The sequence below is a fragment of the Methylosoma difficile genome, assembly GCF_054657615.1.
This window is the reverse complement of the sequence record NZ_BAAHYJ010000003.1, coordinates 293,142-308,386: the sequence shown is the minus strand read 5'-3', so window position 1 is coordinate 308,386 and position 15,245 is coordinate 293,142. Positions and strand designations below refer to the sequence as shown.

Annotated in this window: 15 protein-coding genes; 11 read left to right on the top strand and 4 right to left on the bottom strand. The window is 48.4% G+C overall.

The annotated features are described in order from the left end of the window. Positions 1-265 precede the first annotated feature (265 nt). Genes topA through ACYQ1O_RS10975 form a run of 4 tightly spaced genes read right to left on the bottom strand, consistent with a single transcriptional unit; the run spans position 266 to position 5,334 of the window. Complete coding sequence (gene topA / locus ACYQ1O_RS10990) at positions 266-2,593, bottom strand: type I DNA topoisomerase (protein WP_459991731.1); 2,328 nt, start codon at positions 2,591-2,593, stop codon at positions 266-268. A gap of 37 nt (positions 2,594-2,630) precedes the next feature. Next, positions 2,631-3,098: a Smg family protein gene (locus ACYQ1O_RS10985; RefSeq protein ID WP_459991730.1), complete on the bottom strand. Its 468-nt coding sequence runs from the start codon at positions 3,096-3,098 to the stop codon at positions 2,631-2,633. An 18-nt stretch (positions 3,099-3,116) separates the two neighbouring features. Beyond that, a complete protein-coding gene (gene dprA, locus ACYQ1O_RS10980; protein WP_459991855.1) occupies positions 3,117-4,169 on the bottom strand; it encodes a DNA-processing protein DprA in 1,053 nt (350 codons plus the stop codon). Positions 4,170-4,206: 37 nt separating this feature from the next. After that, entirely contained in the window at positions 4,207-5,334 is a 1,128-nt protein-coding gene (locus tag ACYQ1O_RS10975) for a LysM peptidoglycan-binding domain-containing protein (RefSeq protein WP_459991729.1), read from the bottom strand. Positions 5,335-5,432: 98 nt separating this feature from the next. On the opposite strand from ACYQ1O_RS10975, the gene def reads away from it, so the two are divergent. The 11 genes from def (at position 5,433) to minE (ending at position 15,229) form a co-directional block, all read left to right on the top strand. Further along, a complete protein-coding gene (gene def, locus ACYQ1O_RS10970; RefSeq protein ID WP_459991728.1) occupies positions 5,433-5,933 on the top strand; it encodes a peptide deformylase in 501 nt (166 codons plus the stop codon). A gap of 6 nt (positions 5,934-5,939) precedes the next feature. Further along, positions 5,940-6,863, top strand: coding sequence for a methionyl-tRNA formyltransferase (gene fmt / locus ACYQ1O_RS10965; RefSeq protein WP_459991727.1), 924 nt, complete (start codon positions 5,940-5,942; stop codon positions 6,861-6,863). A gap of 6 nt (positions 6,864-6,869) precedes the next feature. Then, entirely contained in the window at positions 6,870-8,171 is a 1,302-nt protein-coding gene (gene rsmB, locus ACYQ1O_RS10960) for a 16S rRNA (cytosine(967)-C(5))-methyltransferase RsmB (protein ID WP_459991726.1), read from the top strand. A gap of 37 nt (positions 8,172-8,208) precedes the next feature. Further along, complete coding sequence (locus ACYQ1O_RS10955) at positions 8,209-8,721, top strand: DUF4390 domain-containing protein (RefSeq protein ID WP_459991725.1); 513 nt, start codon at positions 8,209-8,211, stop codon at positions 8,719-8,721. Further along, the gene (locus ACYQ1O_RS10950) at positions 8,703-10,850 is read left to right on the top strand and encodes a sensor histidine kinase (RefSeq protein ID WP_459991854.1); all 2,148 of its coding nucleotides are present in this window, start codon (positions 8,703-8,705) and stop codon (positions 10,848-10,850) included. The genes ACYQ1O_RS10955 and ACYQ1O_RS10950 overlap by 19 nt, the downstream gene beginning before the upstream one ends. A gap of 15 nt (positions 10,851-10,865) precedes the next feature. Then, positions 10,866-12,227, top strand: coding sequence for a sigma-54-dependent transcriptional regulator (locus tag ACYQ1O_RS10945; RefSeq protein ID WP_459991724.1), 1,362 nt, complete (start codon positions 10,866-10,868; stop codon positions 12,225-12,227). A gap of 133 nt (positions 12,228-12,360) precedes the next feature. Then, on the top strand, positions 12,361-12,789 hold the full coding sequence (gene rplM, locus ACYQ1O_RS10940; RefSeq protein ID WP_459991723.1) for a 50S ribosomal protein L13: 429 nt from the start codon (positions 12,361-12,363) through the stop codon (positions 12,787-12,789). Between the two features lie 11 nt (positions 12,790-12,800). After that, positions 12,801-13,196 (top strand): 30S ribosomal protein S9, encoded by a 396-nt coding sequence (gene rpsI, locus ACYQ1O_RS10935; protein WP_459991722.1) that lies wholly within the window; start codon positions 12,801-12,803, stop codon positions 13,194-13,196. 199 nt (positions 13,197-13,395) lie between these two features. Further along, positions 13,396-14,124 carry a septum site-determining protein MinC gene (gene minC, locus ACYQ1O_RS10930; protein WP_459991721.1) on the top strand — a complete coding sequence of 243 codons (729 nt, stop codon included), beginning with the start codon at positions 13,396-13,398 and terminating at the stop codon, positions 14,122-14,124. Positions 14,125-14,153: 29 nt separating this feature from the next. After that, on the top strand, positions 14,154-14,963 hold the full coding sequence (minD, locus tag ACYQ1O_RS10925) for a septum site-determining protein MinD (protein ID WP_459991720.1): 810 nt from the start codon (positions 14,154-14,156) through the stop codon (positions 14,961-14,963). Next, positions 14,963-15,229: a cell division topological specificity factor MinE gene (gene minE / locus ACYQ1O_RS10920; RefSeq protein WP_459991719.1), complete on the top strand. Its 267-nt coding sequence runs from the start codon at positions 14,963-14,965 to the stop codon at positions 15,227-15,229. The genes minD and minE overlap by 1 nt, the downstream gene beginning before the upstream one ends. Positions 15,230-15,245 lie beyond the last annotated feature (16 nt).

The window sequence follows — 15,245 nt, the reverse complement described above, 5'->3', positions numbered from 1 at the left end:
CGTTATTTGCTGAATTGTCTAGATAATTAAAGTGATTTTCTTGCACCCCTACCTAACGTTTAGAAAACGGGGCATGTTTAAAAATCAATATGTGGCAACTATAACATATTTTTTAAAAATGCTAAAGCCATCACATTTTTTATATTTAATTATTTACATAAAATAAATTATATGTATGACAATACATCTCAACCCCTTTCTCAGGGACAAAAAAAAGGCTTTGGTCATAAACCAAAGCCTTTATTAAAAAACGGATGAATAACTATTAGGACACAGGGGAAGAAACCGGCCCTTGCACATCAGCAGGATCGCCCTCATAGGGGGTGGCGTATTTGCAGTCTTTCTGCGGGCAGACTTTTTCCACACCACGCCGCTTGGTCTCTTTAACCGTCAAGATAGGCCAATGGCAACTTGGGCAACTTTCTTTGACGGGCGCATTCCATAACGCGTAATCGCATTTTGGATAACCAGAACAGGAGTAAAAAATCTTTCCGTTTCGCGATTTGCGCTTGAGAATGCTGCCCGTTTTGCATTGCGGGCATTCGACACCGGTATCCATCGGCTTTTCCAGTGGCTCGATATAACGGCACTTAGGGTAAGCACTACAACCAATAAATTTGCCATACCGCCCTGCTTTCAGCACCAATGGCGAACTGCAAGTCGGACACGCGCGCCCTTCCAGCACTTCGGGTTCGTCAGCGGTCGTGCCATCTTCATTCAGATTGCGGGTATAGGAACATTCAGGGTAATGGGTACAGCCAATAAATCGCCCGTTTCTGCCCAAACGGATAGACAGCGCATTGCCGCATTCTGGACATTTTTCGTCCATCGCTTCTTGAGTAACATCTTTGCGCTGGACGCTTTCCTCTTTTTCGCTTATCAACGTGGTGAACGGCTGCCAAAAAGCGCGCATCAACGGAATCCAATCTTTCTCGCCACGCGAGACAGCATCCAGCTCGTCTTCCAAATTGGCAGTAAAATCGTAATCAACGTAAGCGGTAAAATGTTCCGTCAAGAATTTATTGACAATACGCCCCACGTCAGTGGGATAAAAGCGCTTACTGTCGAGCGTGACATACTCGCGGTTTTGCAACGTGGAGATAATGGTCGCATAGGTTGAAGGACGCCCAATGCCATGCTCTTCCAATGCTTTAACCAAACTGGCTTCGCCGTAGCGCGGCGGTGGTTCGGTAAAATGCTGTCCGGCGACAATATCGTTTAAGTCAACAGGACGACCTTCTTCCAAGGGCGGCAAAAAACTTTCCTTATCATCACTTTCTTTATTATCGTCCTTGCCTTCAAGATACACCGCCATAAATCCGGGGCTGGCAATGGTCGAGCCGCTGGCCCTGAACATATGCAAGCCATCGCCACAACTCAAGTCAACCGCAATCATGTCTAATGTGGCATGGATCATCTGGCAAGCAATCGTACGCTTCCAAATTAAATCATAGAGTTTGAACTGTTCGGCGGTCAGATAATTTTTGATTTGCGCCGGTAGATAACGCGGATAAGTCGGACGGATCGCCTCATGGGCTTCTTGGGCGTTTTTGGATTTGGTCTTAAAGACGCGCGGCTCTTTAGGCACGTTGCCGATACCGTAGTTTTCGGCAATTAATTCGCGTATGTCCGCTACCGCCTCTACCGACAAGTTAACAGAATCGGTACGCATGTATGTAATCAGACCGGCGGTTTCGCCGCCGATGTCGATGCCTTCGTAAAGTTGTTGGGCGACCATCATGGTTCGCTTAGTCGTGAAACCCAATTTGCGCGAGGCTTCTTGTTGCAGCGTAGAGGTGATAAACGGCGGCGCTGGATTACGCTTTTGCTGCTTTTTTTCCAGCTTGCTGACAATCAGCTTGCCGTCGGCAGCATTGAGCAATGTTTGCTTGGCGGCCTCGGCTTCGGCTTGGTTGGTAATACTAAATTGACTTTGTTTAGCACCATCCAATTGCGTCAAACGCGCTTTAAATGCTTGTTCGTGAGCCGTCAACGCCGCTTCAATTGTCCAATATTCGCGGCTTTTGAAGGCTTCAATTTCCAATTCCCGCTCAACGATCATGCGTAAAGCCGGACTTTGCACGCGACCTGCGGACAGACCGCGACGGATTTTTTTCCAAAGCAACGGCGACAAATTGAAGCCCACCAAATAATCCAAAGCTCGTCGGGCTTGTTGGGCGTTAATCAGGTTGATCGCCAACTCTTCAGGATGGGCAATCGCATCAGTGACCGCCTTTTTGGTGATCTCATGAAAAACCACCCGATGCACCGCTTTGTTTTTTAGCTGCTTTTTGTCGTTAAGCAATTCGTACAAATGCCAAGAAATGGCCTCACCTTCGCGGTCAGGGTCAGTGGCTAGATAAAGGGTGTCGGCTGTTTTTAAGGCCTTACTGATCGCTTGGACATGACGCTGGTTGCGCTCGATAACCTCGTATTTCATGGCAAAATCGTTGGCAGGATCTACCGCACCTTCTTTCGGCACCAAATCGCGGACGTGTCCGTATGAAGCCAGCACCTGAAAATCCTTGCCCAGATATTTTTCAATGGTTTTGGCTTTGGCGGGTGATTCTACAATAACTAGGTTCTTGCTCATTTGCTCACTATGCTGTCGGTATCAATTTGGCAGGGCATTAGTGCAAATACATCGGCACCAGATCGTAAACAATATCTTCCATTCTGGAAAAAGCAATTTCTTCATTGGGTTGGCTAAGCAAAACCATCAGCACAATCCATTTCAGTTTTTCGAGTGATATTTCTTCATTTTCCAAGGCCATGGCGCGGTCTATCACGATCTCGCGGTTAGCTGAACTCAAAATGCCGCCCTGCTCCAGAAACATAATAAAGTTGCGTGATTCCAAATCAAGCTTGGCAATTTCTTGGCTACAAAAAATACGGAAAGCCGGCGACACAGTCGGTGCAATCGCGCGCTGTAGGCTTAACGACTCGAGCCAATCAAAGGCCTTATTGACTTCGTAAGATTCAAATCCGGCTTCTTGCAATTCTACTTTGATGGCATCACTGTCCGGAAGAATCTCAATTTCGTCTTCCATGTAGTTTTCAAACAAGTACATCAGGACATCAAAAATATTTTCTTTCATTAATAGGATATAAGTTGATTATTTGATACGGGTATAGCAACCACCCGCGGTTGCCTCGATATAACCTTGCAATTCCAGAATCAGTAGCATTGAAGAGACGGTTTCAACAGAAAACCCGGTGTTTTCAACTAAATTATCCATTGATGTGGGGCTGAACATGACTAGATTCAATAATTTTTGTTGCTCTAGGTCAAGCATTGATTGTGTTACAACTTCGGGTACGAAGTCATCTGCTTGATAATACTGGCTTAATTCTTCGAGAATATCTTGCGTGGTTTCTACTAATTTTGCACCATCACGGATCAAAGCATTACACCCGCGCGCCAAAGGATTGTGGATTGAACCCGGAATAGCAAAGACTTCGCGATTTTGTTCCAAAGCCATACGGGCTGTAATCAACGAACCACTTTGTTTGGCAGCCTCAACCACCAACAGGCCTTGGCAAAGTCCGCTAATAATGCGGTTACGACGAGGAAAGTGATTGGGTTTTGCAGTTGTGCCGGGAGGGAACTCAGAAATAATGGCGCCGGTTTTGACAATCGCCAGCGCCAAATCTTTATTTTGTGCGGGATACACCCGATCCAACCCTGTGCCTGCCACGGCAATAGTCAAGCCAGAGGCAGCCAGCGCCCCTTGATGGCTGGCAGCGTCAATACCTAAGGCCAAGCCGCTGGTAATGACAAAACCCTGCTGACTGAGCAATTTGGCAAAGTCAAAGGCTGTTTCTTTACCCTGCGTGGAAGGGTTACGGCTACCCACCATAGCAAGCTGCGGCGCTTGCAATAATTTGGCATTACCACGCACAAACAACAGCGGTGGCGGATCGGCAATTTCCTTAAGCTGGGCAGGGTAACCAGGACTGGTTAAAGGGATAATCGAATTATCAGGCAAAGCCAACCAGTCAAGGTCAGCGTCTAACAGTGTCCAATCAAAATTTTTGATGGCATGGGCGAGATCGCTTTTTAAACCCAAAGCGATTAATGCGGACAAGGACTCCTCAAATAACTGCGGTGGCGTATGGCTTTGCAGAATTTTTAGGAACGTACGGCAACCAAGCCCCGGCACGCGCAACAACGCGAGCCAGAACTTGAGGTTTTCTACGCTTGGATCATTTAAAACGTTCAGGGCTTTTTACTTTGTCAAAGGCGTGGACAGCATGCTTGGCCTTCATCACCAAGGCATAGCTGACGCGTTCAAAAGTACGGAACACCATGAGTTTGCCGGCGTATTCGTCAGGCAATTCAACCGAATCGTTGGTTACTTTACTGTAACTATCCCTTGCCGTACGACCTTTGTTATAAATATCCAGCTGATGACCAATTTGCAGACCATCTTTTAAACCCTTATCGATAACCACCGCATCGAATTGACCCACTTGGGAAACGCCTTTCATCAAGCTTATGATGTTTCCTTGCACGGGCTTTTCTGGTGGCCTTGGAAAATAATGCAAGGCCAAGTCCTCTTTGCCATTCGGCATGATACGGTCGCCAATGCCGATCTCATAATCTGACTTATCTATCTCAAGCGTTGCCGGATCACCTTCCGCCACCAAAGTAGCCTCAGCAATATACTTGGCTTCGTAGCCCAATATTTCACCGGTTACAGGATTTTTGTAAGTGTCACCCGCCCGATAAACAGTAAAAGAACGGGTTGGCGAATCCTTAATTGCGCGCACGTAAATACGGTCTCCAGCACCCACCACCAAATGTTCGTCAGCAAGGTCAACCACATAAGGCGCCAGCGTAATCTGATTTTCGCTCAACACTTTGGGGGATGACAAATACTTGGCGATACGGTCACTTGGGATGATTTCAATGGCTTTTTTATATTCTGACACCCTAATGCAAGGTAAAACCTTACCATCACTATCCAAAGCAAAACTTGAGCGACCATTTTTATATTCGCTTTCGTTTAGGACACAAGGCTGTTCGACCCCCATTGAAGAGGCTTGCCAATCGCGGCTTAAGCTTAATTGTGGCCTGCCATTTACAAGCGAAAAATAAATGGTATCACCAGGGTAAATCAGATGCGGATTTTGGATTTGCGAATTGTTCTGCCACAACTCTGGCCATTGCCAAGGGTGCTGCAAAAACTTTTCGGAAATATCCCATAAATTATCGCCCGGGACGACGGTGTATTGGTCTGGATGGGACGGGTTGATTTGTATTGGTTCTGCAGTTGCCATAAAACTGCTTAAGAGCAACGCGGTCAAGCCTAAATTTTTACGAAAAGCCATAGTGATTCCCAAGGACGCCTTTATTAGTCTGATTGCATTCAAAGTTTAGATGAATTCAGATAGAATTCCACTATTACATTATTATAAGGGAGAGTTTGTTGAGCATTCTAACTATTCTCGAGTTTCCTGATGAGCGTTTGCGAAAAAAAGCCGCACCAGTCAACTCTGTGGACAACACGATCAGAAAGCTGGTCGATGACATGTTTGAAACCATGTATGCCGCCAAAGGTGTAGGCCTTGCCGCCACCCAAGTCAATATCCACCAGCAAATCATCGTCATTGATGTCAGTGAAGAAAAAACAGCGCCATTATGCCTGATAAACCCACAAATCATCGAAAAAGATGGGCTTAAAGAATCTGAGGAAGGTTGCTTGTCCGTTCCCAGCTTCTACGAAAAGGTCAAACGCGCCGAACACATCAAAGTAAGGGCTTTAGACCGTGACGGACAGCCATTCGAGTTCGAAGCCACCGACCTCCTGTGCATTTGTGTGCAACACGAAATGGATCACTTACAAGGCAAGCTCTTTGTTGACTATTTGTCCGCACTCAAACGCCAGCTTATCAAGAAAAAGCTGGAAAAAATCCACAAAGGAAAATAACCAATCATGAAGATTGTCTTTGCGGGAACGCCAGAATTTGCCGTTCCCACGCTGCAAATGCTGCTCGCCTCCGAACACGAAGTCTGCGCCGCTTACACCCAACCCGACCGGCCTGCAGGACGCGGACGCAAGCTGCAGCCGCCGCCGGTGAAGGTATTGGCAGAAACGGCAGGCATTCCTGTTTACCAGCCACTATCGCTAAAAAACGCTGACGACTTCCAACAACTTAAAGATTTGCAGGCCGACTTGATGGTTGTTGTTGCCTACGGCATGATTTTGCCACAAACGGTGATCGACTTGTTCCCTTTTGGCTGTATCAATGTCCACGGTTCTTTGCTACCGCGTTGGCGTGGTGCCGCACCCATCCAACGGGCCATCATGGCGGGCGACACAAAAACCGGCGTCACCATCATGAAAATAGCCTTGAAACTGGATGCTGGCGACATGCTTCTCAAAGAGGAATATGCCATCACTCCGCAAGACACTTCAAGTAGCGTCCACGACCAATTGTCGCAACTCGGCCCCATCGGCTTGGCAAAAGTTTTGCAGCTTTTGGAAAATGGTACGGCGATTTCCGAGGTGCAAGACGAAGCGCAGGTCACTTATGCGGAAAAGTTGGATAAATCCGAAGCCCTGTTAGACTGGTCACAAACCGCAGAACAGCTTGACCGCAAGGTGCGTGGCTTAAATGCCTGGCCGGTGGCACAAACACTGTGCCAAGGCCAAGTCTTGCGGATTTGGCAAGCGGAACCGATTGCCGGCAATGCCCAGCAGCCAGCAGGTACGGTCGTCTGCGCCGACAAGCATTTCGACGTTGCCGCCGGTAATGGCTGGTTACGCTTGCTTGAAGTACAACTACCTGGCGGCAAGCGCATCAGCAGCCAAGCATTCCTCAATTCCCACGCCATCGACGGCATAACCTTAGGCTAACATCTGGTGAATATACGTTTAATTGCAGCACGCATCTTAATGAAAGTCATTTATGACGGACAATCATTGACCACCGCACTGGAGAATGCCTTCACCAGCATTGAATCCGCCAAGGACAAAGCCTTTATCCAAGCCCTTTGTTATGGCGTTTGCCGAAACTTCCACCGCTTGGATTTTATTCTGTCCGAATTGCTGGACAAGCCGCTTAAAGACAAAGAAGTCAAAATATTAACCTTAGCGGGCCTGTACCAACTGGCCTTTATGCGGGTCAAATCTTACGCCGCCGTTTCCGAAACAGTGATGGCAGCCAGCAAAAAACCCTGGGCAAAAGCGGTTATCAACGCCATTTTAAGAAATTATCTCCGCGAACAAGCCAACCTGGAACTCAAAGCCAACAACAACGATTCGGCAGCTACCAGCCATCCGGATTGGTTGGTCGGGCGCATTCGCCAAGACTGGCCCGAACAAGCGCAGGACATCTTCCAGCAAAACAACCAACAGCCACCCATGGCCTTACGGGTTAACTTGGCAAAAACCAGCCTGGAAAATTACATCGGACAATTGGTGGAGCATAAACAAAGTGGCAACACAGTGGGATTTTGCCCGTCGGCAATCATCTTGCAACGCCCTGTTGCCGTGGACTTATTGCCAGGCTTTGCCGAAGGCTTGGTTTCGGTACAAGACACCGCCGCGCAAATGGCGGCTTGGTTGCTGGACGTTCAAGCCGGGCAGCGGGTATTGGATATTTGCGCCGCACCGGGCGGCAAAACTTCGCATATTTTAGAAATGCAGCCACAGCTTAAAGAATTGGTCGCCGTCGATATCGAAGAAAACCGCATGGCGCAAGTGCAAGACAATCTGCAACGTTTAGGCTTGCAAGCCACCTTAAAAGTAGGTGATGCCAGCCAACCGGACAGCTGGTGGGACGGGCAACTGTTTGACCGCATCCTGCTGGACGCGCCTTGCTCAGCGACCGGCGTTATCCGCCGCCACCCAGACATCAAATTGTTGCGCCGCGCCGATGACATTGATGCCTTGGCGCAATTGCAACAAAGTATTTTACGCGCCGCCTGGATCATGCTGGCACCCGGCGGGCTGTTGCTTTACGCCACCTGCTCCATTTTTAAGCAAGAAAACGAACTGCAAATTGCAGCATTTCTGGCAGATCACAACGATGCCAGCGAACAAGCACTCCCTGCCACCGGCGACGGCAGCCAGTGGGGATTGGCAAGACCGCACGGACGGCAAGTGATCACCGGCACAGCAGCAATGGATGGTTTTTATTATGCGCTGCTGCGTAAGCACTAAAGTCTTATTATTTTGCCTACTTGGGCTGGCGGCACCAATGGGTAACGCCAACCCTTACGCTGCGACAATCAGCCATGCCGAGTTGCAAGCAGACCCTACTGGGATCGCATTAAACGCCAATATCAATTATGCCCTGAGCGACAAAGCCAAAACAGCCTTGGCAAATGGCGTGCCGCTGTTTTGGGAGCTGCAGATCAGGCTCAAACAACCGCGCCGCTGGTTATGGGATGAAACCCTATTTGAAAAGCAGCAACGTTTTCGGATTGAATACCATGCCCTGCTCAATATGTACCGGTTTTGCGATCAGGACACTGGCAACAGCGAAAACTTCTCGACACTTGCCGGTGCAATGGCCTCCATGTCCAACATCCGCAAACTGAAGCTAACCCGCAGCAATCCTGACGGCTTGGCGTTACCCGCAGATGCTTATGTCGAATTGAAAATGGCTTTTGACAGCAACGCCCTGCCCTTGCCGCTCCGACCCATTGCCGCCATCGACCCGCAATGGGATTTATCCAGCCCGTGGACACTATGGCCCCTGACAAAATAAAACTACCGGCAAACCTTTCGGTCCTGACTTTATTCGGCATCGTCCTGTTGCTACTGCAACTGATGAGCAGCGCCACCCAAGAAGCTTCCGAACTCAGTGGCATGTACACCTGGCTACTGCTTGTCAACGGTATTGGCTCGATCATTTTGCTGGCTTTGGTGGGTGCCAACATCTACACCATGACGCTACAGCTAAAAAAGCGCGAGGCTGGGTCGCGCCTGACTTTACGCATGGTGTCACTGTTTGTGGTGCTGGCTTTGTCGCCTGCCGCCATCGTGTTCTATTTCTCCATGCAGTTTTTGCATCAGGGCATCGACAGCTGGTTTAACGTGGAAATTGACCGTGCCATGGAAGACGCGCTGGAACTCAGCCAAGCCTCGCTGGACCAACGCATGCGCTGGCACTTAAAGCAAACCAAAGAATTGGCGGAAAACCTAGAAGCCAGCTCGGAAAACCTCGCCACGCTCAAACTGGAAAACCTGCGGGAAAGCTCCGATGCCGCCGAAATGACGCTGTTCTCGCGCCCTGAACGCATCATCGCCTCCAGCAGCAGCAATCCCAGTGAAATTTTGCCCGACATGCCCGACAAAAACACGTGGCTGCAATTGCGGCAAAACCACGAATTCGTCGCCCTCACACCAGAACGCGAAGGCCAGCTGATGATCCGCGTGATTATCCCCATCAACGGCGAAAACCCGGAATACTTGCAAGCCTTGTACCCCGTTCCCGTGCGCATTGCCGACTTGGCCGACTCGGTTGAGTTTGAGTTTATCCGCTACCAAGAAATGAATTTTCTGCGCGATTCGCTAAAAATTAGCTTCACACTGGCCTTGTCGCTGGTCTTGCTGATGAGCATGCTGGCCGCTATCTGGGTATCGTTTTTCAGCATCCGCAACATCATCGCGCCGGTCAAAGCCTTGGTAAAAGGCACGCAAGCGGTCGCCTCAGGCCATTATGACCAACAACTGCCCGTTATCAGCCAAGACGACTTGGGCTTTTTGGTGGAATCTTTCAACGAAATGACCTTGCGGATTGCCCGTGCCAGCTTGGAGTCGCGGGTTGCCGGACAAGAAGTGGAAAACCAACGCGCCTATCTGGAAACCATTCTCGCCAACCTGACGGCGGGCGTCATCAGCTTTGATGCCGATGCCAAAATCCGTACCGCCAACCAAGCTGCCTACCGAATTTTCCGCATCCCTGTCAACCACTTCATCGACCACAGCTTGCTGGAATTGGCCAGCGGTTATTCTGAACTGAACGAACCGCTCAAATCCATCCATCGCTTAATGGAACAAGCCGATGACATTTGGCAACAACGGATTGCCTTTTTAGGTGCCAATGGTCGCCAAGAACTGCTCTGCCGCGGTACGCCGCTGTTTTCGCAAGAAGGCCAACGCGTCGGCGCCGTCATCGTTTTTGACGATGTCACCGACCTTATTCAAGCACAAAAAAATGCCGCCTGGGGAGAAGTAGCCCGACGCTTGGCGCATGAGATCAAAAATCCTCTCACTCCTATCCAACTGTCTGCCGAACGCCTGCAACGCAAGCTTGCCGGACAACTGGAAGGGGATTATGCCGACATTTTGCAACGCTCGACCAAAACCATCGTCCAGCAAGTGGAAGCCATGAAGGAGATGGTGGATGATTTTTCAGAATACGCAAAACCATCAAAAAAACAAACCGTTGCCATCAACTTGCCGGAATTGATCCAAGAAGTGCTGGCGCTTTATGTGGTTAGGAAAGCCGTCAACTTCAGCACCGATTTTGCCCAAGAACCGCTCACCATCCAAGGCGATCCCGTCAGCATCCGCCAGGTATTGCACAATATGCTCAAAAATGCCTTGGAAGCGATTGAAGGTAAAGGTAATATCGAGATAGGCGTACATCGTGTGCAAAAAAACAACACCGATTTTATCGAACTAGCGTTGTTTGACGATGGCCCCGGCATTAAAGAAGAGCAAATTGAGCAGATTTTTGAGCCTTACGTGACCACTAAAGCCAAAGGTACGGGCTTAGGGCTTGCCATTGTCAAAAAAATTATTGAAGAACACGGCGGCGCCATTTGGGTTGACAGCAGCCGCAGCCAAGGCGCAGGCTTTATCTTACAACTGCCCGCCAGTCACTTATAACCCGTTATTATCCTTATGAACACACAAGCACCCCTGATTTTAGTTATTGATGACGAACCTGATATTCGCCGCTTGGTTGGCGAAATCCTCGAAGATGAAGGCTATCAAGTGGTGATGGCAGAAAATGCCGTCACCGCACGCGAACTGAAAAACGCCAACCGCCCCCATCTGATTTTGCTGGACATTTGGATGCCCGACACCGATGGCATAACCTTGCTAAAAGAATGGGTTGCCGAAGACAGCATTTTATGCCCCGTCATCATGATGTCAGGGCACGGTTCAGTAGAAACAGCGGTCGAAGCCACGCGCCTAGGTGCTTACGATTTTCTGGAAAAGCCTCTATCGCTGGCAAAATTGTTATTGATTGTTGAACGCGCACTGGAAACCAGCCAGCTGCAACAGGAAAACGCCGGATTGAAACAACAATTGGTGTCCGATATTGAACCAGTCGGCAAAAGCGCCTCGATTGCCCGCACCAAAGACCAACTGAAACGTCTGGCCCAACACAACACCCGTGTGCTGTTCGTTGGCGAAGCCGGTGTCGGCAAAGAGCTGTTCGCCCGCTATCTGCATAACAACAGCGCACACCGTGACGGACCGTTCATCAACGTTTCGGTCGGCAGCATTTCGCCTGAAAACTCGGCGGTGGAATTTTTTGGCAAAGAAAGCGCCGGAAAAATCTACCCCGGCTTACTGGAACGCGCCCACCGTGGCACTTTATTTTTGGGCGAAATCGGTGGCATGGACAAGGAAACCCAATTGAAGCTGCTTAGTGCCTTGGAATCCAGCTCATTCTTGCGGGCAGGCGGCAGCGAAGCGGTGCGTGTTGATGTCAGGGTCATTGCCTCAACACGGATCCCACTGGACGAAGAAGTCAAAGCCGGACGTTTCCGCCAGGATTTGTACTATCTGCTTAACGAAGTCACCCTGACCATCCAACCTTTGCGTGAACACAGCGAAGATGTGCCCAGCCTACTCGGTTTTTATGTCGACTATTACGTCAACCAAGACAAACTGCCATTCCGGCGTTTCTCAATGGCGGCACAAAATTTCTTACGCAATTACAGCTGGCGCGGCAACGTCCGTGAGCTAAAGAATTTGGTGCAACGCCTGATGATCTTAGGTGTCGGCGAAGACATCGAACTGGAAGAAGTCAAATCTGCTTTAGGCAACGTGGTGGGGGAAACCGTCAGCGCCGCCAGCGCACCGGATTTTTTCAACTTGCCACTGAAAGAAGCCCGCGACCATTTCGAAAAAGCCTATCTGGAATACCATTTTGAACGCACGGGCGGCAGCGTCGCCAAGCTATCGGCAGCTGTTGGCATGGAGCGTACGCACCTTTACAGAAAACTGCATTCGCTAAACATCAAGCTCTAATTATTCAATGGAAAGCAGACGGAACAACCTGACAATTGCAGTAAAATGAAAAAAACCATTGACCAAACAAAATTGCTCAAGTAGAATTCTCGCTCTTTATACATTGTGCCTTTTACAGAAAGACTAAGTAACGATGAAAACATTTAGTGCAAAACCAGCTGAAGTAAAGCGAGATTGGTACGTAGTTGATGCAGATGGAAAGACGCTAGGCCGCCTTGCTTCTGAAATTGCACTGCGTCTTCGCGGCAAACATAAACCAGAATATACCCCGCACGTTGACACAGGCGATTATATTATTGTCATCAACGTTGAAAAAATCGGCGTGACCGGCAATAAAGAAAAAGACAAACTTTATCACCATCACACCGGCTACACAGGTAACTTGAAGACTGTTGCTTTGGGAAAATTAAGACAAACATTCCCAGACCGCATCCTCACTACCGCTGTCAAAGGCATGTTACCTAAAAATCCATTAGGTCGTGCAATGTTCAAAAAGCTGAAAGTATACGCCGGCCCTGAACATGACCATCAGGCGCAACAGCCAAAAACTTTAGACTTTTAAGCGAGTAGATCATGGCAGCAGCAGCTCAGTATTACGGAACAGGTCGTCGCAAAAGCGCAATTGCCCGCGTTTATGCAACCAAAGGTACCGGAAAAATCATTATCAACACCAAAAGCATAGAAGAATATTTTGGTCGTAAAACCGACCAAATGGTTTCCCGTCAACCGCTTGAGTGTGTTGAATTGGAAGGCCAGTTTGATATTAACGTGATTGTCAAAGGCGGCGGCCCATCAGGCCAAGCCGGTGCTATCCGTCACGGATTATCACGCGCTTTGATGGCATATGACGAAGCCTTGCGCCCTGCTCTACGCAAAGCAGGCTTTGTAACCCGCGACTCCCGTATTGTGGAACGTAAAAAAGTGGGCTTACACAAAGCGAGAAAGCGTCCTCAGTACTCAAAACGTTAATCGTTTACAGTATTCAAAAAGCCGCTATCCAAATTGGAAAGCGGCTTTTTTTATGTCCGCACACTTTATTTCCCAACAACAACCCAAGCATTTGGCAATGCTATTGGAGCCTAATTTGTTATATCGCAGCTGAAAAATGATTTTTTTTTTCAGCAATGTTAGAATCGGCTTAACCTCTCTGACTAACCAGACTCCACGGATGCCGACGGAACCACAACAACAGCATAGCGGCCCTACGCTAGAATTTAAAACCAGCACTTTTTCTGCACCTGTTTTAGTCATCGCGACAGACGACTTGAACAGCATAGAGCAACAACTCCAAGAAAAAATTGAAAAAGCGCCTGACTTTTTTAAAAACTCCCCTATTATTTTGGATGTTCAAGGAGCAAACAAAAAAAACCTAAACATTGACATTGGCCTGCTTTGCCAGCTTGTACGCAAATTAAAGCTACTGCCTATTGGCATTCGTGGGGGCAATGACGAGCAAAATAGCACAGCTCTTAAATATTTTGTACCCAACTACTCCATTCACCATCCGGTCAATGCTGGCGGTGAAAGCAAACAAACGAAAAGCCCCGCACCCAAAGAAGAAGCTCCACGCCCCAATACCTTAACCATTAACCAACCAGTACGTTCAGGGCAGCGCATTTATGCACAGGGTGATTTAATTATTTTGGCTCCTGTTAATGCCGGCGCGGAGGTAATTGCCGAAGGCAACATCCATATTTACAGCAGCTTGCGCGGCAAAGCGCTAGCCGGTGTCCCTGAAAACACCGAAGCAAGAATCTATTGTTCGGACTTGCAAGCCGAACTGATCTCCATTGCAGGCCATTATCAAGTCAACGACCAGACTGTGCCTTCTAAAGTGAAAGGCAAGCCCGTACAAATCTATTTACAAGAACACGCTCTTATCATTAAAGATATTTAATCATTTTCAGCTACACTGGAGGAAAGTTTGTGGCAAGAATCATTGTTGTAACATCAGGTAAAGGCGGCGTAGGCAAAACCACGACCAGTGCTGCTATCGCTATGGGATTGGCAAAAAAAGGTCACAAAACAGCTGTTATCGACTTTGATGTCGGCTTAAGGAACTTAGACTTGATTATGGGTTGCGAACGCCGCGTAGTTTATGACTTCATCAACGTCATTAACGGCGAAGCCTCACTCAACCAAGCCTTAATCCGCGACAAAAACTGTAACCAATTATATATCCTGCCTGCTTCACAAACCCGTGACAAGGATGCATTAAGCCAAGAAGGGGTTGGCAAAATCCTTGAAGAGCTTAGCAAAGATTTCCAATACATTGTCTGCGACTCTCCAGCCGGTATTGAAAAAGGCGCACATCTGGCGATGTATTACGCCGATGATGCCTTTGTGGTCACCAACCCTGAAGTATCATCAGTGCGTGACTCTGATCGCATGTTAGGTATCTTATCAAGCAAATCGCGCCGCGCAGAAACCAACCAAGAACCTATCAAAGAATACCTATTATTGACCCGCTACTCACCAGAACGGGTCAAATTAGGCGAGATGCTGAGCGTTGATGACGTACAGGAAATTTTATCACTGCATTTGCTGGGTGTTATCCCTGAATCGAAATCGGTATTGAACGCATCGAACGCAGGCTTACCTGTCATTCTTGACGAGAAAAGCGACGCAGGACAAGCTTACCAAGACATCGTGGCGCGTTATTTGGGTGAAGAACGCCCGCACCGCTTTATTGATGAAAAGAAAGGCTTATTTGGAAAACTTTTCGGAGGTAAATAATGAGCTTGCTGGATTATTTCAGAATATCAAAAACCAGTTCGGCATCACTTGCCAAAGAGCGGCTGCAAATATTAGTGGCACATGAACGCACCTCGCGCAACCAACCCTCTTACCTTCCGCAACTGCAAAAAGAGTTGCTGGACGTAATACGCAAATATGTCAATGTTGACCAAGATGCCATTTCAGTCAATTTTGAACAAGATGAAACTCAGGAAACTTTAGAATTGAATATTGTGTTGCCTGACTACCAACCCAAAACCCCTTAATCTCTATCCCTCAACT